Source organism: Marinitoga aeolica (genome assembly GCF_029910535.1).
GTDB classification, from domain to species: Bacteria; Thermotogota; Thermotogae; order Petrotogales; family Petrotogaceae; genus Marinitoga; species Marinitoga aeolica.
This window is the reverse complement of record NZ_CP069362.1, coordinates 403,274-425,428: the sequence shown is the minus strand read 5'-3', so window position 1 is coordinate 425,428 and position 22,155 is coordinate 403,274. Positions and strand designations below refer to the sequence as shown.

Here is a 22,155-nt window from a genome sequence, read left to right as displayed (position 1 = left end):
TAACAAAAAGAAAGGGGGTGCACTCCAATTTAGAAAAACTAAATTGGGGGTAATGAATGGAATTTGTAAAACCAGAAAAAATGATATTGGAAACTTTGGAAGAATCAGAAGAATTGGAATACAAATATGGAAGGTTTGTCTTGTCGCCTTTAGAAAGAGGATATGCAGTTACGATAGGTAACGCATTAAGAAGAGTATTATTATCCTCAATACCAGGATTAGCTATTACCAGTATTAGAATTCCTGGAAAATTGCATGAGTTTGATGTAATTGAAGGCGTTCAAGAGGATATTTTGGAAATTACAGTTAATTTGAAAAAAGTCGAACTAAAAGTTTTGGATTTTGATAATATTAATAATTTAAAAGAGCCAATTGTTTTAAGAATAGATAAAATGGGGCCAGCTGAAATAAAAGCAGGAGACATAATAACTCCAGCTGGAATTGAAGTTGCAAACCCTGATTTAAAAATAGCAACAATGAATGCAGCTAAGAAATTTGAAATGGAATTATACGCAACAATTGGAAAGGGCTTCGTTTCAACATCAGAAATGGATTTATCAAAAGATATAGAATATATTTACATTGATGGTGTATATAGTCCAGTTATTAGAGTTAATTATTTAACAGAAAATGTTCGTGTTGGAAAAAGAACTGACTATGATAAATTAATTTTAGAAGTTTGGACAAAGAAATCCATTGATCCAAAAGAAGCTTTAGTTAAAGCAACTAAAATATTAATAGAACATTTTAATATTATATATGCTTCTTGGAGAGAAGATTTGGCTGGTTTAGAGGAAAATCCACCAGTAATAGAAACTGGGGAGCCCCTTTTATCAGAAGAAAAACCAGCATCTCCTGAAGTAGAAGAAGAATTTAAAAATATTAATATTGAAATATTAGAAACAAAAATTGATGAGCTTGATTTAAGTAAAAGGGCTAAAAATTGTTTAAAAAGAGAAAAAATACATACAGTTAGAGATATTCTTAAAAAAGATCCAGAAGAATTAATGAAAATTAAGAATTTTGGTAAAAAATCATTGGATGAAATTCGAAAAGAATTACAAGAAAAATTCCAATTGGATTATGATGAGATCCAGAAGGGAGGAGCCTAAGTATTATGAGACATAGAGTAAAGATAAATAAATTAAGCAGATATGCTTCACATAGGAAGGCTTTATTAAAAAACTTAGCTAGAGAAGTATTTGAACATGGAAGCATTATAACAACTACTGCAAAAGCAAAAGCAGTAAAACCTATGGTTGAAAAAATATTAACAAAAGCAATTGAAGCTAAAGAAACTGACAATAAAGATAGAAGCGTTGCTTTAAGAAGACAAATAAACAGATATTTCAATGATAAAAGATTTACAAATAAAATAGTTGACGAAGTAGCTAAAGTATTTATAGATGCAAATAGAAAAAGTGGTTATACAAGGATATTAAAAATAGGCTTCAGAAGAGGAGATGCAGCAGAGTTATCATTATTACAGTTAGTAGAGAATATAGAAAAGAAAGAGGAAAATTCAGAAAATTAATAAATATAAAAAAACCCCGAGTTTTCGGGGTTTTTTTAATTAAAAATGTGGTATAATATTTTTATATCAAAATAATGTCTTCTATTGTGCTTCAAAAATAACTGCAATAATTAATAAACTTATCCTAGAAATAATATCATGTAATCCACACATAAAAAATATCAAGTTTATATAATTTATATTAATACATAGAGGTGATAATGTGAGTGAAAATAATAGAGATATAAAAAAGGATGAAATAATTCCTGTAGAGATCGATATGGGGAAATTAAATCAAATGTCAAGAAGACAATTGTATAATCTGGCAAGGAAATATGGAATTGAAAATTATTCTGTTCTTACGGATCATGAACTAAAATTTAAAATTTTAAGTAAACAAACAGAATCATTTGGATATTTTTTTCATGAAGGAGTATTAGAAATTCTTCCAGATGGTTATGGATTTTTGAGAAATACTCATAATTCATTATTAAATGGAAATGATGATGTGTATGTTTCACAATCTCAAATTAGAAGATTCAATCTTTCCACAGGAGATATAGTTGCTGGTCAGGTGAGACCACCAAAAGAAGGAGAAAAATTTTTTGCACTATTACGTGTTGAGGCAGTTAATTATCAAGCTCCAGAACAGGCAAGAGATAGAATTTCTTTTGAAAACCTTACTCCAGTTTATCCAAATGAAAGGCTTCAATTAGAATATGAAAATTCACCAGTTAGTTCAAGAATAATAGATATATTTTCACCAATTGGAAAAGGTCAAAGAGGATTGGTTGTTGCTCCACCGAAAGCTGGAAAAACTACATTATTGAAAGATATTGCAAATTCTATTGCAAAAAATAATCCTGAAACTAAGAGAATAGTTTTATTAATAGATGAAAGACCAGAAGAAGTTACAGATATAAGAGAAACTGTGGATGCAGAAGTTATAGCGGCCCCATTTGATATGGATCCTCATAATCAAATAAAAGTAGCGGAAATGACGTTAAACATGGCAAAAAGACTTGTTGAATTTGGTCATGATGTAATTATTCTTATGGATTCATTAACCAGATTAGCTCGTGCTTATAATTTATATGTTCCACCGAGTGGAAAACTATTAAGTGGTGGTGTTGATCCATCTGCATTAACCTTTCCAAAGAAATTTTTTGGTGCAGCAAGGAGAATAAGAGAAGGTGGAAGTTTAACTATATTAGCTACAGCACTTATAGAAACAGGTTCAAAAATGGATGAAGTAATATTTGAAGAATTTAAAGGAACGGGGAATATGGAATTAATTCTCTCAAGAGACCTTGCGAATAAGAGAATATTCCCTGCAATAGATGTAAAATTATCAGGTACAAGAAAAGAAGAATTGTTATTTAATAAGGATGAATTAAGATATTCATGGATTTTAAGAAATTGGTTGAATAATTTATCTACAGAAGAGGCGTTAATGGAGATATTTAGACTTATGAGAAAATATGAAAATAACAAAAAATTATTTAAAGAAATTGAAAAACAGAAATTTGTAGATTAGTAATTAAGGGGGGGAATAATGTTTTTAAAAAGGTTTAAAAAAATAGAAAATCCTAAAAAAAGTTTTGTTATTATTCATGGTCTCGGAGAACATTCAGGTAGATATAAGTTTTTAATTGATAAATTGTTAGATATAGATTATCAGGTAATAACCTTTGATCTACCAGGACATGGTTTAGGAGAAGGAAAAAGAGGTTATATAAAAGATTTTTATAAAATATATGAATATATAAAAGAAATAACTCCTGAAAAGTTTATATTGTTTGGTCATAGTATGGGGGGGTTAATAGCCTTAAGGTATACAGAGTATTCAGATAAAAAACCAGAAAAACTAATATTATCTTCTCCTGCTGTTGGTAAATTATATGCACCAGCTCAAAAATTACTTTTAAACACAATTGGTATATTTGGGAAATTAACCATAAATAACGGAATTGATCCAAAAGACTTATGCCACGATGATAAAGCAATAAAGGAATACCTTGAAGACCCTTTGGTACATAATAAAATAGCTTTTAAAACTGCCAAGCAATTGTTTTCTGAAGCAGAATTAGCGTTGTTAGAAGCAGAGAATATAGATTTACCTGTATTGCTTCAATATGGGGAAATAGATAAAGTAATTAGTGTTGAAAATTGTAATGAATTAGCAGAAAAAGTCAGAACAGTAGTTTTGCAAAAACATAAATATGCTAAACATGAAATTTTTAATGAACCTAAATATAAGAATAAATATGTTTCAAATATTTTAGAATTTATAGAAAATTAAAATTTAATGAATTTTTCAGGGAGGGGAAAATATGAAAATTAATGGGAAAATTCTAACTTTAGTATTTATTTTATTATTTTCATCGTTTACAATTTTTTTCTTAATAAGTGTTAATCAATCACAAACAGCTCTCCAAGAAAGCTTTATAAATAAATTAATAGTTGCAAGAGATTCAAAAAGAGTATTTTTAGAAAAAACTCTTTCAGATGTAAAAAAGGATATAGAATATTTTTCTGAATTACCTGTGATAGTAGAAAATTTAAACAATATGTTTGGTGAAGAAGACTTTTCAAAAAGTTTGGGTAGTTTTGATAAATATTTAGAATATTTAAAAGAAGTTTATCATGATAATAACCCATATAAAAATAGAGAAAAACTGGATAATATTTTTTACGATGATAATTTTGATCAAAGTAAAGTTACTCCAGATGCCCTGGATGAATTATATCAATATAATTCAATTCATGAAAAACTAAATCCTTTACTTAGAAAACTAATTTTAACAAAACCGATATATTATGATGTTTTTTATATAACGTCAGATGGATATGTTATGTATTCAACCAAGAAGAATAAGGATTTTGGAACAAATATAGAAACAGGTAAATACAAAAATACAAGTTTGGGTGATTTATATAAAATTTTAAAAGAAAAAGACGATAATAATGTTCATTTTTCAGATATAAAGTATTATACAGCTGGTGATGAGGAGCATGGATTTTTTGCTGGGAAACGTATAGTATATAATGATGAGAAAATAGGGTATCTAATTGTTCACATAATAAATGAAGCATTTGATAAAGTATTACAGGATAAAAATGGAATGGGAAAAACAGGTATAACCTATGTTGTAGGGCAAGATAAAATAATGAGAAGTAATTTACCAGATCAAGAAACAATATTAAAACAAAAAGTAGAAACAGATTATGTAGACAAAGCTTTGAACGGAAAGACTGGTTGGGAAATATCAACAAATTTTAAAGGCGAAAAAGTATTAGCGGCATATGCACCTTTTAAATTTGCAGAAATAAATTGGGCATTCGTTTCAGAAGTTTCAATAAATGAGGCATTTAAAGCCGCAGAAAAGATAAGAAATATATTAATGATAACAACATCATTAGTATTAATAATATCAATAATAATATCATTATTCTTCTCAAAAAGGATATCAAAGCCATTAATAGAATTAAGTAAAAAAGTAGATAAATTTGCAACAGGAGATTTCACAGTAAAGTTTGAATCAAAAGGGAAAGATGAAACAGCGATGATAGCAAACTCATTACGAAATATGGCAAATAATCTTAGCGAAACAGTAAAATGGTTATTAGAGGCAGGTAAAAAGATAGAAAGTTCGTCAGAAATATTAACAACGATCTCAGAGAAAACAATGGGAGCAAATGAAGATGTATTAGAGAAAGCAAGAGTAATAGAAGATAATGCAGAAAACGCGGCAGCAACAACAGAAGAATTAACATCAGGGGTAAGTGAAGTATCCACAGCAGCACAAAGTGTATCAGCAAATGCAGTAGAAATAGCGCAAGAAGTAAATGAAACGACACAATTGACAGAAGAAGGGGAAAAATCAATAACAGAAATAACAAAAATAATAGAAAGTGCAGTAGAAAAATCAAAAGAAACAGAAAAGACGGTAGAGGTATTGGCAGAAAAAGCCAAGAACATAGGAGAAATAGTGGAAACAATAACAAATATAACAGAACAAACAAATTTGTTAGCATTAAATGCAGCGATAGAAGCAGCAAGAGCAGGAGAAGCAGGAAAAGGATTTGCAGTAGTAGCAGATGAAATAAGGAAGTTAGCAGAAGAAAGTAAAAAAGCAACGGAACAAATAGCTCAAATATTAACAGAAATCAAAGAAGGAGCTCAAAATGCAAATAAGGCAACAGAAGATACAGTGAAAGTAATAAACGAAGTAGAAAGCAATGCAGATGAAATAAAAGAAAAATTCCAAAAGATATTGGAAAGGGTAGAAAATATAAATCAAAGAATAGAAGGATTAACAGCAAGTGCAGAAGAACAAAGCGCATCAACAGAAGAGATGGCAGCAGCAAGTGACAAAACGGCGCAGATGATATTGGAAATATCAAATGAAATAACAGAAATAACAAAAGAAATAGAAGAAGAGAGTAAAGAAATTGGAAATGTAAATGAAAAAGCTGAAGAATTAGAAAAGTTAGTTGATCAACTAAATGAAAAATTAAATCAATTTAAAATATAATGATTTATGATAAAATTAATAAAATCCCCTTTGGGGGATTTTATTATATCATCAAAAAAAGTTAAAATAAAGGTGTTATAATAATGCGAAGAGGTGATTATATGAAAAAACTTTTAAAAAACGGATATGTTTTAATGAGTGCTGATGCAGATATTAAAAAAATGGATATTTTAATTGAAGATGAGAAAATAATGGAGATCAACGATGAAATAGAAAATTTTTCTGGAAAAATTTATGATATGTCAGGCAAATTAATAATACCAGGGTTTATCAATACCCATACGCATTTAGCGATGAGTCTATTTAGAGGAATTGGAGATGATTTATTATTACAAGATTGGCTATTCAATGAAATGTTTCCTCGAGAAGATCTTTTGAATGATGATCTCACTTATTATGGTTCTTTGATTTCTATTCTGGAGATGTTATCTAAAGGAGTAACTACGGTAGTAGATATGTATCTTTTTATGAAAGGAACTGCAGAAGCAGTTAAAAATACAGGAATTAGAGCTTTTTTAACAAGAGGATTAGGATATGATAATGATGAAGGTTGGAAAAAAAGAATTGATGAAACAATATACTTATTTGAAAATTATCATGATAAGTATAATATAAAAGTTGGATTTGGGCCACATGCTCCATATACATGTCCTATGCATAAATTAGAAGAAATAGCAGAACTTTCTAAAAAATATAATACCTTTGTTACTATTCATCTTTATGAATCAAAAAATGAAAGAGAATTATATACTTTTGAAGATATAGAAAAAACAGGATTATTTAAGAATAATGTTATAGCTGCTCATTGTGTTCATGTTGATGAAAAAGATATAAAAATACTTGCAAAAAATGAAGTCACAGTTTCTCATAATCCATCAAGTAATTTGAAATTAGGGAATGGTATAGCTCCTATACTAAAAATGTTAGATCATGAAGTAAATATTACTCTTGGAACAGATGGTGCAGCAAGTAATAATACTTTAAATTTATGGGAAGAAATGAGGATAGCTACATTATTACAAAAAATGAATGGACCTGAAAAATTTAAAACTGAAGAATCATTAAGAATGGTTTGGGAAAATGGAGGATATGCTTTAAATGAAAAAATAGGTAGATTAGAAGAAGATTATATGGCAGATCTGGCAGTTATAGACTTGAAATCAATAGAGCTTTATCCGAATGATTTAAATAGAATAAAATCACATATAGTATATTCGCCTATAAATAAAGTATATGCAACAATGGTAGGTGGGGAGTGGGTATATTATAATGGAGAATATCCAAAATTAAAAGAAAATGATTATTATGAAAAATTTCATAAATTATATTTTGAGCTTGAAGAAAAATTTAAAAATAAAAAGGAGAATGATTAGTGTTGTTATATAATAAATTAAGCGATTATTTGAAAAAAAGATATGGGGAAAGAGTACAACGCTTGCCTATAAATGCAGGGTTCACTTGCCCTAATAAAACAGGAGCAAGAGGAACAGGTGGATGTATTTACTGTGAAGAAACAGGAAGTGGATTTGCATCATTATCTCCTAAAACGCCTATAGCTGAACAAATAAAATTTATGATAGAAAGATACAAAGGAAGAGCAAATAAATTTATGGCTTATTTTCAATCTAATACTAATACTTATGCCCCCCCTCATGTATTAAAAAAAATATATGATTCAGCACTAATTGATGATAGAATAATTATATTGGATATATCTACAAGACCAGATTCAGTGGAAGATGAAAAATTAGATTTAATTGCATCATATAAAGAAAAAATGGATGTGTACCTTGAATTTGGACTTCAAAGTGTTAATTACAATACATTGAAAATATTGAATAGAGGACATACATTAGCAGAATTTATAGATGCAGTAAATAGAGCTAAAAAAAGAGATATAGAAGTAATTGCTCATATGATAATAGATTTGCCATGGGATAATGAAGAAGACATTATAGAAGGAGCTAAAATATTATCTGCTTTAAAAATAGACGGAGTAAAATTACATTCGTTATATATTACAGAAAATACAATTTTAGGACAAATGTATAAGAAAGGTGAAGTTCAGCCATTGTCACTTGAAGAATTTATGGAGAGAAATATATTATTTTTAGAATATTTAGATCCAGAAATTGTTATTCATCGTCTCGCTGCTGATCCTCCTAAAGAAGGGGTACTACATGGAAATTGGGGAATGTCAAAAATAAAGATAATTAATTTATTGGAAAAGGAAATGAGAAATAGAAATACATATCAAGGAAGATTATATAATTATCTTAATAGATAATTATTTTGGTTTAGAATTATCTGAGATAAGTGGGGCGATCGGTCGCGTGGCGAAACACAATTCGTCATGAGGAAAGTCCGGACTCTAAGGGCAAGGTGCCGGTTAACTGCCGGGAGGAGTGATCCTCGGAATAGGGCCATAGAAATGAAAACCGCCATTATTGGCAAGGGTGGAACGGTGAGGTAAAAGCTCACCAGCATCAGGGTAACCTGATGGCTTGGTAACCCCCACCTTGAGCAAGGTCAAATAGGAAGGGTAAGCTTGCCCGGCATGCTTGTTAGCCCCTTCCAGGTAGACCGCTTAGATAAATGACCGATTTAACAGAATCCGGCTTATAGCCCCACTTATTTTTTTAAAACTTGATTTCACTAATAGAAAGTTGTATAATATTAACAAGAAAAACATAATATTTTTCTTATTTTTAGACGATATATAAGTGAATAAAAATTAAAATTTTATGAAAGTGAGGGGGTATTATGAAAAAGATTCTTATAGTGATATTGTTAATAAGTTTTACTGTTTTATCTTTTTCACAAATTGATCCGTTATCACCATGGAATAGAAAATTAAATCCTGCACTAATTTCATGGTCTGCAAGAAATATTATTGAATTAAGTGGGGGAATAAATTCTGGAATAATACAGGAAAGTCTGGATACTCTGGAAAAAGCTGTTGATTTAAATTTGTTAGGAAATGAAGGAAATTATTATAATCTTGATGATTCAAACATTTTATCAAGAAATGTAAACGCTGATATGTATGCAAAACTAAAATTAGGGGTATTTGTATTAGCACCTGAGCTTTCTATTTCTAATATTGATTGGCATAAATTTTCTACCTTGGATTATAGAAATGCATTATGGGTAAATGGTGGATTACACATAGGATTAAAAGGGAAAGATTTTTCATTTGGAGGTACTATCAAAAGCTCTTTACCTGTTTATGATGTAGTAAGAAAAAATGATGGAGCTGACTATACTTTGATCACGGCATTTCCCGATGAAATGTATGATCTTCCCTATACATATTCGTTACTTTATGATGGCCCGGGAGAATTATTTAATCACATGGATACTTTGATGGATAAATTAATGAATAATGGTATTATTACATTAGATGTTGGTTTTGTGGCTGGTAAAGACTATCCAGCAATAGGGTTTGGTGTTAAGGATATTCCAATAGCTGATGGAGTGGGTATCTATAAATATGATGCATATGCCCACGTTGAATATAGCAAAGAAACTTTAGAATTTTCATCTTTTAATTTGGTGGAAGCTTCAAATGAAAGAGTATGGTCTAAATTCAAACCATGGAAAATGACATTTTTCATTACATTACCAATAATATTAGATTTTGTTCCTTCAATTGAGTATGCTCCTAATACAGAGGATTTCACATGGGGAGTTGCAGCAGGAAAGAGATTATTATGGGGGGCATTACCATTCTGGGCAGAAATAAAAAATCATAGTATAAATACAGATTATGATACAATATCATATTGGACATTTAATGGTGGATTAGGAGTGAATATATACTTAGCAGAAATTCACATGTCATTAAGCACTCAAGCACCAACTACTGATGAACTTTTTAATGCAAGAAATACAGCTATTAATCTAAATATGAGTGTCGGTTTCTAATATCTATAATTTGAGCACCACCTTGAGTGGTGCTTTTTATGTGGTATAATAATATTGATTTTGATAATAAGGAGAGATGTGATGGCGAATATATATTTAAAAAAAGATATAAAATCAAGAGTTTTAAACGGTCATAGTTGGATATATGAAAATGAAATAGATAAAATAATTGGTGAATATGAAGATGGAGATATAGTCGATGTTTTTTATAATAAAAAATTTATAGGAAGAGGATATATTAATGATAACTCAAAAATAAGGGTTAGATTATTGACAAAAAAACATGAAACCATAGATTATGAATGGATAAAAAATAAAATAAAAAATGCATATGAATATAGAAAAATGCTTTTTGGTGATGGAAAAACATTTAGACTAATTTTTGGAGAAGGGGATTATTTTCCAGGATTAATAATAGATAAATTCGAAAACTTTTTTGTAATTCAGATAAATACTCTTGGAGTATATAAATTAAAAAAATATATAATAGATGCATTAATAGAAATTTTTGACCCTAAAGGTATATTTGAAAAAGATGATGAAAAAAATGCAAAAATAGAAGGGTTTGAATATTTAGAAAACTGGGTATATAAAAAGGGACCTGAATTAATACCTTTTGAAATAAATGGAATAAAATTTTTTGCAGATACAAAAGGTCAAAAAACAGGTTTTTTCTTAGACCAAAGATACAATGCTTTGAAAGTTAAATCGTTGGCAAAAAATAAAAAAGTGTTGGATGGATTTGCGTATACAGGTAATTTTGGTGTTCATGCTTTGATGGGAGAAGCAAAATATGTAACCTTTTTAGATTATTCAGATAGAGCATTGTATGTTTTAGAACAAACATTAAAAGCTAATAATATTTCAAAGGATAAATACGAATTATTTGAAACAAATACCTTTGATCAATTGAGAAAATTTGATGATGCAAATATATATTTTGATTTTGTAATAATAGATCCTCCATCTTTGGCAAAATCTAGAAGTTCTATAAAAAATGCCATTAGAGGTTATAAAGAATTAAATCTTAGAGCTATGAGGATAACGAAAAACAAAGGGTTATTTGCAACAGCTTCATGTACGCAATTAGTTTATGATGAAGAATTTAAAAAAATAGTATTTGATGCAGCTAAAGATAATAAAGTTTTCTTAAAACAAATTTTTAGAGGATCACAATCTCCCGATCATCCGATATTATATAATATATTAGAAACAGAGTATTTGAAATTTTATTTGTTTGAAATAGAAAGCTATAAAGGATAAGAGCCGCAAGGCTCTTTTTTTTATTATTGTATATATGAAAAAAATTTCATTATTTAAAGTTAAAAGGTAATTAATACTTTTAAATCAGATTAACGACAATTCTTACGATTTTTTTTCTAATGTAAAAATTGATAAAATTTTCGTGAAATAAATTTCATAGAAATTAAGGGGTGATTAAATGAAGATAGTAAAAGCCGAAGAGGCTATTTCTTTTGTTAACAACGGTGATAGCATTATGATAGGGGGCTTTTTGACAGTAGGTACGCCGGAAACATTGATTGATGAAATAATTAAACAAAACAAAAAGGATTTAACCATTATTTGTAATGATACTTCTTTTGAAGATAAAGGTATAGGGAGGTTAATATATCATAAACTTGCAAAAAAAGTAATAACCTCTCATATTGGTACAAATAAAGAAACACAAAGACAATATATAGAAAAAGAATTAGAAGTGGAATTAGTTCCACAAGGAACATTAATTGAACAAATAAGGGCTGGGGGTGTTGGATTAGGAGGAATTCTAACTCCTACAGGAATAGGTACAGTTGTTGAAGATGGGAAACAAGTTATAGAAATTGATGGTAAAAAATATATACTTGAAAAAGCTATTAGAGGAAAAGTAGCATTAGTTAAAGCAAAAAGGGCCGATCATCTTGGTAATCTTCAATTTGCATATACAGCTAAAAATTTTAATCCGATTATTGCTATGGCAGCTGATTTGGTAATTGTTGAAGTAGATGAATTAGTGCCAACAGGTTCAATACCGCCAGAACAAGTGCAATTCCCAGGAGCACTTGTTGATTATGTAGTAGTAAGGGGGAGAGAATAATGAATGCAAAAGAAAGAATTGCTAAAAGAGTTGCAAAAGAGTTTAAACCAGGAAACATTGTAAATTTAGGAATTGGGCTTCCAACTTTAGTTGCTAATTATGTGCCAAAAGAAATGAATATATTTTTTCATGGCGAAAATGGTGTTTTAGGTATTGGATCTGAAGTGCCAGAAGAATTATCCAATCCAGATTTAACTAATGCAGGTGGAAAATTTATAGAAACAGTACCAGGAGCAATGGTTTTTGATACAGCATTTTCATTTGCTTTAATAAGGGGAGGTCATCTTGATTATACAGTATTGGGTGGTTTACAAGTTGATGAAGAAGGCCATTTAGCTAACTGGATGGTTCCTGGGAAATTAATTCCTGGAATGGGTGGAGCAATGGATTTGGTAACTGGTGCTAAAAAAGTAATAGTTGCTATGACACATACAGCCAAAGGAAAACCTAAAATAGTGAAAAAATGCAATTTGCCTTTAACTTCTTCAAGAAGAATAGATTTAATAGTTACAGAGTTTGCAGTTATTGAGCCTAATGATGAAGGATTATTATTAAAAGAAATATCACCAGATATAACATTAGATGAATTAAAAGAAATAACAGATGCAGAATTAATAATTCCAGAAAATTTGAAAACAATGGAAATTTAAGGGGGAAGAAATATGGGAGAAAAAGTTATGATAAGAGTAAGAATGAGTTTGCATGATGCACATTATGGTGGAAATCTTGTGGACGGAGCAAAAATTTTACAACTATTTGGTGATGTGGCAACAGAATTATTGATCAGACATGATGGCGATGAAGGGTTATTTAAAGCATATGATGATATAGAATTTATGGCACCAGTATATGCTGGTGATTATATAGAAGCTACAGGCGAAATTGTAAAAGTGGGAAATACATCAAGAAAAATGGTATTTGAAGCAAGAAAAGTAATAGCTCCAAGACCTGATATATCAGATTCTGCAGCAGATTATTTAGAAGAACCAATAGTTGTATGTAGAGCAAGTGGAACATGTGTTGTTCCAAAAGATAAACAAAGGAAGGGAAAAAAATAATGGAAAAATTAATTATCACAGTTGCATTAACTGGTGCGGAAGTAACAAGGGAACAGCAACCAAATCTACCAATTACGCCTGATGAAATAGCAGAAGCTGCATACGAATGTTATCTTGCAGGAGCATCTATTGCTCATGTTCATGCAAGGGATAAAGATGGGAAACCAACACAATCATATGAAGTGTATAAAGAAATAAAAGAAAAAATAGAAGCTAAATGCAATTTGATATTTCAACCGTCAACAGGCGGAGCAGTATATCATACCTTTGAACAAAGAAAGCAACCATTGGAATTGAATCCAGAAATGGCAACATTATCAGCAGGTACTACTAATTTTGGTAGTGATATATTTGTAAATTCAGAAGAGTATATAGAAAAGTTTGCAAAAGAGATGAAAGAAAGAGGGATAAAGCCAGAAATAGAGGTATTTGAGAGAGGACATATTGCAAACGCATTAAAATTGGTAAAGAAGGATTTATTGGATACACCAATACATTTTGATTTTGTTATGGGGGTACCTGGCGCAATTCCTGGCGGAATAGATGATTTGTTATATTTAGTAAATCATATACCTCAAGGTAGCACATGGACTGTAGCAGGAATAGGAAGATATGAATTGCCATTAGCAGTACATGCAATATTAATGGGCGGTCATGTAAGAGTTGGATTTGAAGACAATATATATTATAAAAAAGGAGAATTGGCCAAATCAAATGCACAACTTGTTGAGAGAATAGTGAGAATAGCAAAAGAATTAGGTAGAGAAATAGCAACTCCAGATGAAGCAAGGGAAATATTAAACATAAAAAAGAAATAATGGAGGGGAAAAGATGAAAAAAGGTTGTCCATTTGGAACACATAGGGTAATAGAACCAAAGGGATTATTACCTCAAGCAGCAAAAAAAATTGATAATACAATGGAGATATATTCAAATGAGTTGCTGATTGATGTAATAACTTTAAATATTGATTCAGCAAGTTTTACTCAAATCAAAGAAGCATGCAATAAAGATGTAAAAAAGATGGAAAAGATGATTCTTGATATAGTAAATGAAAGGGGTAAAATGCAAAACCCTGTAACTGGATCTGGAGGAATGCTTATAGGTACAGTAAAAGAAATAGGTCCAGATTTTCCCGATAAAACATTAAAAGTTGGAGATAAAATTGCTACATTAGTATCCTTATCTTTAACTCCTTTAAAAATAGAAAAAATAAAAAAGATTAACATAGAAAATGATCAGGTTGATATAGATGGTCAAGCAATATTATTTGAAACAGGTATATATGCAAAATTACCAGAAGATATACCCGAAAAATTAGCATTAGCAGCTCTTGATGTAGCAGGTGCTCCAGCTCAAGTAAATAAATTAGTAAAAGAAGGAGATACAGTTTGTATTATTGGTGGTGGAGGAAAATCAGGAGTTTTATGTTCCTACCAGGCAATGAAAAATGCTGGCGATAAAGGCAAAGTTATAGTCGTAGAATATTCTGAAGAAAATGCAAAAAGAATAAAAGATATGAAATTAGCTCATGAAGTAATTGTAGCAGATGCTACAAAACCAGTTGATATATATCATAAAGTATTGGAAGTTACTAATGGTAAATATTGTGATGTAACAATTAATAATGTAAATGTTCCAGATACTGAAATGTCATCTATACTAATTACTAAAGATGAGGGAACTGTATACTTCTTTTCAATGGCAACATCATTTACAAAGGCAGCTTTAGGTGCAGAAGGTGTTGGTAAAGATATTAATATGATGATTGGAAATGGATACACAAAAGGTCATGCTGATTTGACACTTCAAATATTGAGAGATTCAAAAGAAATAAGAGAATTATTTGAAAAATTATATATATAATCAGGGGGGACAAAAAAGATGAAAAAAAGAAGACATTATACAGAAATACCATTATGGAAAGATGTAACAGAAGAGCAATGGAATGACTGGCATTGGCAAATGAGAAATAGAATCACAGATGTAGACACATTAAAACAGGTAATAAATTTAACTCCGGAAGAAGAAGAGGGAGTTAGAAATGCATTAAAAACATTAAGGATGGCAATTACACCATATTATGCATCATTAATGGATCCAGATGATCCAAAATGTCCAATAAGAAGGCAAGCAGTTCCTACAGCTAAAGAATTAGTAAAAAGCGTTTGGGATATGGTTGATCCATTACATGAAGATGAAGATTCACCTGCTCCAGGTTTAACTCATAGATACCCTGATAGAGTTTTGTTCTTAATAACAGATATGTGCTCTATGTATTGTAGACATTGTACAAGAAGAAGATTTGCTGGTCAAACTGATGCTCATAAAAGTATGGATGATATAAATGCTGCATTGGAATATATTAGAAATACACCTCAAGTTAGAGATGTATTATTATCCGGTGGAGATGCATTAATGGTTGGTATTCCAATGCTTGAATATATAATTAAAGAATTAAGAAAGATTCCACATGTTGAAATTATTAGAATTGGTACAAGGACACCTGTAGTATTTCCACAGATAATAACAGATGAATTAGTAAATATGTTGAAAAAATATCACCCAATTTGGTTGAATACACATTTTAATCATCCAAAAGAAATTACACCAGAATCAGCAGAAGCATGTAGAAAATTAGCAGATGCTGGTATTCCGCTTGGTAATCAAACAGTATTACTAAGGGGTGTAAATGATAGTAAATACATTATGATGGAATTAATGCATCAATTAGTAAAAATAAGAGTAAGACCATATTATATCTATCAATGTGACCTATCTCAAGGTATAGAACACTTCAGAACATCAGTATCAAAAGGTTTAGAAATAATGGAATCATTAATTGGGCACACATCAGGTTTTGCAGTTCCATCATTTGTTGTAGATGCACCTGGTGGTGGTGGAAAGATAAGATTAATGCCAAATTATTTACTAGCAAGAAATGATCATACAGTAATACTTAGAAATTATGAAGGTGTAATAACAACATATCATGAACCAGAAGACACAACAACAGATGTAGATGATACAGAATACAGAGAAAAATATAAATGGTATGGTGTAGCAGGTTTATTTGATAGTAAAGATAGAATATCATTAGAACCCAATCATTTAGAAAGACATGAAAGAGCAAAATTAAAGGAAAAATACCAACATTTAGTGGAGGAGAAAAAATGAAGTATGAAGATATAAAATTGAATCAAACATATGAAGTAAAAAGAAAAATTACGGCGCATATGGTAGAAACATTTGCAGAAATAACTGGTGATAAAAATCCTGTTCATTTAGATGAAGAATTTGCATCAAAAACAATATTTAAAAAAAGAATTGCACATGGTATATTGAGCGTTGGTTTAATATCAGCGGTTTTGGGAATGGAATTTCCGGGGCCAGGAACGATATATATGAAACAAGATTCAAAGTTCTTAAAACCTATATATCTTGATGAAGAAATAACAATTAAAATAACAGTAAAAGAAAAAATAGAAGAAAAATCAAGATTAGTATTAACTACTCAAATAATAAAAGAAGATGGAAAATTAGCAGTAGATGGAGAAGCATTAGTATTATTTAAAGGAGAATAAAAAGTGAATTTTGAAAGCATATCTGTAGTTGGTCTTGAAAAAAACACAGGAAAAACAGAAACCTTGAATTACATTATAAAAAAATTAAATAAAAAAATAGGAATAACCTCAATAGGAATAGATGGCGAATCTATAGATCAGGTAACCACAACTCCAAAACCTGAAATAAAAATAAAAGAAGGAACCATATTTGCCACAGCAGAAAAATTTTATAAACAAAAAAAGCTCACAGCAGAAATATTATCTGTGGAAGATGGATTGAGAACATCATTAGGTAGAATAGTTATAGCAAAAGCTTTAGATAATGGAAAAGTAATATTAGCAGGACCTCAATCAACGGTTAAAATAAAAGAATTAATAAAAAAGATAAAAGGTTTTGGAACAGAAATAGTATTAATAGACGGGGCTTTATCAAGGTTAAGCCCCGCTTCTCCAGTAATAACTGATGCGATGATTTTAGCTACAGGAGCAGCTTTGACAATAAATATCAATGAACTTGTGAAGAAAACAAAACATATAGTGAATTTAATACAATTAAAAGAATATGAAAATAGTGAAAAACTTTTTGATTTAGAAGACGGAATATACTCTATATCAGAAAATATAGAAAAATTACCTATAAAATCATTATTAACCTTTAAATCTTTGAAAAAACATATATTAGAGTATGGAAAAAAAATATATATAACAGGAGCCTTAACTGAAAGTTTTTTAAAATATTTAACCAAACAAAAAAAACTAAAAGATGTTGAAATAATAGTAAAAGATTTCACAAAAATTTTTGTATCTCCAGAGACTTTTAATCTTTACACAAAAAAGGGTGGAACAATAAAGGTTCTAAAAAAGACGAAATTAATAGCTATAACAATTAATCCATATTCACCTCGTGGATATATGTTAAATTCAAATGAAATAAAAAGGAGATTAAAAGAAGTAATAGATATACCTATACTAAACGTAAGGGAAGATGAATTATGTTTGAAATAAATTATCTTTTAAATAAATTAGAGATAATAACCCCATTAGGTCAAAAAAAAGCAAAAAATCTGATTTTCTTTATAGAAGAAAATCAAATCTTTAAAGAGCTCAATAAAATAGAGGAAACAATAGAAGCTATTCAGTATCAAAAAGAAAAAATCGAAAAAATAAAAAACAATTTAATGTACATAAAAGATATAACGAATACAATAGAGAAATTAAAAGGAGAATATATATTAGATGATATTGAACTTTATGAAATAAAATATTTTTCATTATATTATGAAGAAATAAGAAAAATTATTCATTTTTCTTATTTAAAACAACCTTCTTTAGAAAAAGTAATAGAAATACTGGATCCAGATAATAACAAATTACCTACATTCTATATATATGATTCATATTCAGAAGAGTTAGCTAAAATAAGAAAAGAGAAAAAAAAAGTAACAGATGAAAAAAAAGAAGAATTACTTCTAAAAGAAGCAGAGATAGAAGAAAAAATCAGAGAAAAACTAACTCAAAAGTTAAAAAAATATATAAATAATCTTGAGCATGCATTAAGAGATATAGCAGAGTTAGATTTTGTATTGGCAAAAGCAAAGCAAACAATAGAATACGGCTTTACAAAACCTGAATTTTCCGATTACATAAGTTATCATGGATTATTTAATCCTGTAATAAAAGATAGATTAGAAAAAGAAAATAAACAATATCAACCAGTAGATATTGAATTATTTGAAGGGGTTACATTAATTACCGGTGCAAATATGACTGGTAAAACAGTAGTATTAAGGACATTAGCCTTATCACAATACTTATTTCAATATGGTTTTTATGTACCAGCGAAATCGGCAAAATTAAAAGTTTTAAAAAAGATATTCTTAATTTCTGGGGATTATCAATCAACATTAAGTGGATTATCATCATACGCTGCAGAAATGATAAAGTTAGATGATATATTGAAATATCTAAAAAATAACGATAATGCACTAATATTACTTGATGAATTAGCAAGAAATACAAATCCACATGAAGGGAAATTAATAGTAAAAGCTGTAATTACAATACTTAATGAATTAAATTCCATTTCTTTAATAACAACGCATTTTAATAATGTAGCAGATGAAAAAATAAGGAAATTAAGAATAAAAGGTATAAAAAAAGAGCGACTAAAAGAGAAAATATCACCAGAAAATATAACAGAAATTATAGATTATTCATTAATTGAAGATAAAAAAGAAATAGTTCCAGAAGAAGCATTGACAATAGCAAAACTATTAAACATAGATAATAAATTGATAGGTACAATAGAAAAGTTAAAAAAGGAGGAAAACTCTAATGAGTAAATTAGGTTTAGATTTTAAAAAAGTTGAATACGCAAGAGGTTTAGCGAAAAAAATAGCTGAAGATGTACAGAATTTTGTGGATAAAAGATCAACAGTCTCTGTTGAAAGAACTATATGTAGATTATTAGGAATTGATGGAATAGATGAAAATGAAGTACCATTACCAAATATAGTAGTTGATCACATAAAAGAAAAAGGATTATTAGAACAAGGAGCAGCATTCCTATTAGGAAATGCAATAATTGAAACAGGATTAGCTCCACAAGAAATTGCGGAAAAAATAGCTAAAGAAGAAATGGATTTATCAAAAATAAAAGTTCATTCTATAGAAAAAGTTCAAGAAGCCTTAACTCCTTTTGTGGATAGTATGATAAAAAGAATTCAGGATAATAGAAGAAAAAGAAATGAATACTTAGAAAAATTAGGTGAAGGGCCACAACCATATTTATATGTAATAGTTGCTACAGGTAATATATATGAAGATGTTATTCAAGCACAAGCTGCTGCAAGACAGGGTGCAGATATTATAGCTGTTATAAGAACAACAGGACAAAGCTTATTAGATTACGTTCCATACGGTCCAACCACTGAAGGATTTGGCGGAACAATGGCGACACAAGAAAACTTTAGAATAATGAGAAAAGCATTAGATGAAGTTGGTGAAGAAGTTGGAAGATACATAAGATTGGTTAATTATGCATCAGGGTTATGTATGCCTGAAATATCAGCAATGGGTGCTATGGAAAGACTTGATGTAATGCTTAATGATGCATTGTATGGAATATTATTTAGAGATATAAATATGAAAAGAACAATAATAGACCAATATTTCTCAAGGGTTATAAATGGATTCTCAGGCATTATTATTAATACAGGTGAAGATAATTATTTAACAACAGCAGATGCATATGAAGAAGCGCATACAGTTCTTACTTCTGATTTAATAAATGAGCAATTAGCATTAATGGCTGGTATTCCTGAAGAGCAAATGGGTTTAGGTCATGCATTTGAAATGAATCCAGATCTTACCAATGGTTTCCTATATGAATTAGCTCAAGCTCAAATGTTAAGAGAAATATTCCCTAAAGCCCCATTAAAATACATGCCGCCTACCAAATATATGACAGGAAATATATTTAAAGGTCATGTACAGGATGCATTGTTTAATGTAGTGTCTATCTGGACACATCAGGGAATACAATTATTGGGTATGCTTACAGAAGCAATACATACTCCGTTTATGTCAGATAGATACTTATCAATAGAAAATGCAAGATATATCTTTAATAATTTAAAAAATATAGGTGATGAAATAGAATTCAAAAAAGATGGAATAATTCAAAAAAGAGCACAACAGGTATTAGATGAATCCATAGAATTATTAGAAAAAATGGTTCATGATGGATTATTTGTATCCTTATCAAAAGGGACATTTGCAAATATAAAAAGACCAATTGATGGTGGAAAAGGGTTAGATGGTGTATTTGAAAAAGGTAAAAATTACTTTAATCCATTTATTAAAAAGATGTTGGAGGCTGAAAGACCATGAGTGGAGGATTATATTCAACAGAAAAAAAAGATTTTGATAAAACATTAAATTTAAAAGCCATTAAACCATATGGCGATACAATGAATGATGGAAAAACTCAATTGAGTTTCACATTGCCTGTGCCAGATGGTGATGAAGCAGTAGAAGCAGCAAAACAATTAATGAAAAAAATGGGATTTGATGAACCGATGGTGGTATATCATAAAGAATTAACAACAGGTTTTACATTTATCATAGCTTATGGTAGCTGTACGCATACAGTAGACTATACAGCTATTCATGTGCCAAAAGTAGAATCAACAACATGGTCTATGGAAGAAACAGATGAGTTTATTAAGAAAAATATTGGAAGAAAAATAAGAGTAATAGGTGCAAGTACAGGTACAGATGCTCATACTGTTGGTATAGATGCGATAATGAACATGAAAGGATATGCAGGACATTATGGACTTGAAAGATATGAAATGTTCGAAACATTAAATATGGGAAGTCAGGTACCAAATGAAGAATTCGTAGCAAAAGCAATAGAATTTAATGCAGATGCATTGCTCGTTTCACAAACGGTAACTCAAAAAGATATTCATATAAAAAATCTTACAGAATTAGTAGAACTATTAGAAGCAGAAGGTATAAGAGACAAAGTAATATTAATTGCAGGCGGTCCAAGGATCACTCATGAATTAGTAAAAGAATTAGGATATGATGCAGGATTTGGTGCTAATAGTTATGCAGACGATGTTGCTTCATATATTGCACAAGAATTATATAGAAGAATGCAAGAAGAAAATAAAACAGGAGGGAAAGAGGAATGAGAATGGAAGGGAAAGTATGTATAGTAACAGGAGGAGCAAGGGGATTAGGAAGAGCGATGGTAGAAAGATTTGCAGAAGAAGGAGCAAAAGTAGTATATGCATGTGATTTAAACGAAGAAGGATTAAAAGAATTAGAAAGCAAATATGAAAATGTAAAAGGATATAAATTAAGTGTAACAGATAGAAAAGCAATAGCAGAATTTAAAGAAAAAGTAATAGCAGAAGAAGGAAAAGTAGATGTATTAGTAAATAATGCAGGGATAACAAGAGATGCATTAATACAAAAAATGACAGAAGAAGATTGGGACATGGTAATAGATGTAAATTTAAAAGGAGTATTTAACATGACCCAACAATTTGGACCAGAAATGATGAAAGCAGGAAAAGGATCAATAATAAACATATCATCAGTAGTAGGGATATATGGAAACATAGGACAAACAAATTATGCAGCAACAAAAGGTGGAGTGATAGCAATGACAAAAACATGGGCGAAAGAATTTGCAAGAAAAGGAGCACAAGTAAGAGTAAATGCAATAGCACCAGGATTCATAAAAACACCAATGACAAAAGATTTACCAGAAAAAGTAATAGAATTAGTAAAAAGCAAAACAGTATTACAAAGAATGGGAGAAGCAAAAGAAATAGCAAACACAGCATTATTCCTCGCAAGTGATGAAAGTAGTTTCATAACAGGACAAGTAATAAGTGTAGATGGTGGATTAGTACTATAAAAATGGATGTCCAAAAAAGTA

21 protein-coding genes and 1 other RNA gene are annotated in these 22,155 nt (G+C 29.7%); all 22 read left to right on the top strand.

Annotation, left to right across the window (positions count from 1 at the left end; genetic code table 11):
* The first annotated feature begins 56 nt into the window (after positions 1–56).
* The gene (locus tag JRV97_RS01955) at positions 57–1,112 is read left to right on the top strand and encodes a DNA-directed RNA polymerase subunit alpha (protein WP_280999729.1); all 1,056 of its coding nucleotides are present in this window, start codon (positions 57–59) and stop codon (positions 1,110–1,112) included.
* A gap of 5 nt (positions 1,113–1,117) precedes the next feature.
* Positions 1,118–1,534 carry a 50S ribosomal protein L17 gene (gene rplQ, locus JRV97_RS01950; protein WP_280999727.1) on the top strand — a complete coding sequence of 139 codons (417 nt, stop codon included), beginning with the start codon at positions 1,118–1,120 and terminating at the stop codon, positions 1,532–1,534.
* Positions 1,535–1,793: 259 nt separating this feature from the next.
* Positions 1,794–3,050: a transcription termination factor Rho gene (gene rho, locus JRV97_RS01945; RefSeq protein WP_407081564.1), complete on the top strand. Its 1,257-nt coding sequence runs from the start codon at positions 1,794–1,796 to the stop codon at positions 3,048–3,050.
* A gap of 18 nt (positions 3,051–3,068) precedes the next feature.
* Positions 3,069–3,815 carry an alpha/beta fold hydrolase gene (locus tag JRV97_RS01940; RefSeq protein WP_280999723.1) on the top strand — a complete coding sequence of 249 codons (747 nt, stop codon included), beginning with the start codon at positions 3,069–3,071 and terminating at the stop codon, positions 3,813–3,815.
* 31 nt (positions 3,816–3,846) lie between these two features.
* A complete protein-coding gene (locus JRV97_RS01935) occupies positions 3,847–6,051 on the top strand; it encodes a methyl-accepting chemotaxis protein (RefSeq protein WP_280999721.1) in 2,205 nt (734 codons plus the stop codon).
* Between the two features lie 101 nt (positions 6,052–6,152).
* Complete coding sequence (locus tag JRV97_RS01930) at positions 6,153–7,424, top strand: amidohydrolase (RefSeq protein ID WP_280999719.1); 1,272 nt, start codon at positions 6,153–6,155, stop codon at positions 7,422–7,424.
* A gap of 2 nt (positions 7,425–7,426) precedes the next feature.
* On the top strand, positions 7,427–8,338 hold the full coding sequence (locus tag JRV97_RS01925; protein WP_407081563.1) for a TIGR01212 family radical SAM protein: 912 nt from the start codon (positions 7,427–7,429) through the stop codon (positions 8,336–8,338).
* A gap of 26 nt (positions 8,339–8,364) precedes the next feature.
* Positions 8,365–8,689, top strand: an RNA gene (gene rnpB, locus JRV97_RS01920) — RNase P RNA component class A.
* 125 nt (positions 8,690–8,814) lie between these two features.
* Positions 8,815–9,978, top strand: a complete 1,164-nt coding sequence (locus JRV97_RS01915; RefSeq protein WP_280999716.1) for a hypothetical protein — start codon at positions 8,815–8,817, stop codon at positions 9,976–9,978.
* 81 nt (positions 9,979–10,059) lie between these two features.
* Positions 10,060–11,241, top strand: coding sequence for a class I SAM-dependent rRNA methyltransferase (locus JRV97_RS01910; protein WP_280999714.1), 1,182 nt, complete (start codon positions 10,060–10,062; stop codon positions 11,239–11,241).
* Between the two features lie 178 nt (positions 11,242–11,419).
* Positions 11,420–12,073, top strand: a complete 654-nt coding sequence (locus JRV97_RS01905; RefSeq protein WP_280999712.1) for a CoA transferase subunit A — start codon at positions 11,420–11,422, stop codon at positions 12,071–12,073.
* Positions 12,073–12,723 (top strand): 3-oxoacid CoA-transferase subunit B, encoded by a 651-nt coding sequence (locus JRV97_RS01900; protein WP_280999710.1) that lies wholly within the window; start codon positions 12,073–12,075, stop codon positions 12,721–12,723. The genes JRV97_RS01905 and JRV97_RS01900 overlap by 1 nt, the downstream gene beginning before the upstream one ends.
* A 12-nt stretch (positions 12,724–12,735) precedes the next feature.
* Positions 12,736–13,131, top strand: coding sequence for a 3-aminobutyryl-CoA ammonia lyase (gene kal, locus JRV97_RS01895; RefSeq protein ID WP_280999708.1), 396 nt, complete (start codon positions 12,736–12,738; stop codon positions 13,129–13,131).
* Complete coding sequence (gene kce, locus JRV97_RS01890; protein ID WP_280999707.1) at positions 13,131–13,949, top strand: 3-keto-5-aminohexanoate cleavage enzyme; 819 nt, start codon at positions 13,131–13,133, stop codon at positions 13,947–13,949. The genes kal and kce overlap by 1 nt, the downstream gene beginning before the upstream one ends.
* A 13-nt stretch (positions 13,950–13,962) precedes the next feature.
* On the top strand, positions 13,963–14,997 hold the full coding sequence (gene kdd / locus JRV97_RS01885) for an L-erythro-3,5-diaminohexanoate dehydrogenase (RefSeq protein ID WP_280999706.1): 1,035 nt from the start codon (positions 13,963–13,965) through the stop codon (positions 14,995–14,997).
* Between the two features lie 18 nt (positions 14,998–15,015).
* Positions 15,016–16,308 carry a lysine 2,3-aminomutase gene (gene kamA / locus JRV97_RS01880; protein ID WP_280999705.1) on the top strand — a complete coding sequence of 431 codons (1,293 nt, stop codon included), beginning with the start codon at positions 15,016–15,018 and terminating at the stop codon, positions 16,306–16,308.
* A complete protein-coding gene (locus tag JRV97_RS01875; RefSeq protein WP_280999704.1) occupies positions 16,305–16,715 on the top strand; it encodes a MaoC family dehydratase in 411 nt (136 codons plus the stop codon). Before kamA ends, JRV97_RS01875 begins: the two co-directional genes overlap by 4 nt.
* Before the next feature lie 3 nt (positions 16,716–16,718).
* Positions 16,719–17,702 carry a lysine 5,6-aminomutase reactivase subunit KamB gene (kamB, locus tag JRV97_RS01870; protein ID WP_280999703.1) on the top strand — a complete coding sequence of 328 codons (984 nt, stop codon included), beginning with the start codon at positions 16,719–16,721 and terminating at the stop codon, positions 17,700–17,702.
* Positions 17,690–19,039, top strand: coding sequence for a lysine 5,6-aminomutase reactivase ATPase KamC (gene kamC, locus JRV97_RS01865; RefSeq protein ID WP_280999702.1), 1,350 nt, complete (start codon positions 17,690–17,692; stop codon positions 19,037–19,039). Before kamB ends, kamC begins: the two co-directional genes overlap by 13 nt.
* Positions 19,032–20,588: a lysine 5,6-aminomutase subunit alpha gene (gene kamD / locus JRV97_RS01860; RefSeq protein WP_280999701.1), complete on the top strand. Its 1,557-nt coding sequence runs from the start codon at positions 19,032–19,034 to the stop codon at positions 20,586–20,588. Before kamC ends, kamD begins: the two co-directional genes overlap by 8 nt.
* The gene (kamE, locus tag JRV97_RS01855) at positions 20,585–21,400 is read left to right on the top strand and encodes a lysine 5,6-aminomutase subunit beta (RefSeq protein WP_280999700.1); all 816 of its coding nucleotides are present in this window, start codon (positions 20,585–20,587) and stop codon (positions 21,398–21,400) included. Before kamD ends, kamE begins: the two co-directional genes overlap by 4 nt.
* Positions 21,397–22,134, top strand: coding sequence for a beta-ketoacyl-ACP reductase (locus tag JRV97_RS01850; RefSeq protein ID WP_280999291.1), 738 nt, complete (start codon positions 21,397–21,399; stop codon positions 22,132–22,134). The genes kamE and JRV97_RS01850 overlap by 4 nt, the downstream gene beginning before the upstream one ends.
* The last annotated feature ends 21 nt before the right edge of the window (positions 22,135–22,155 follow it).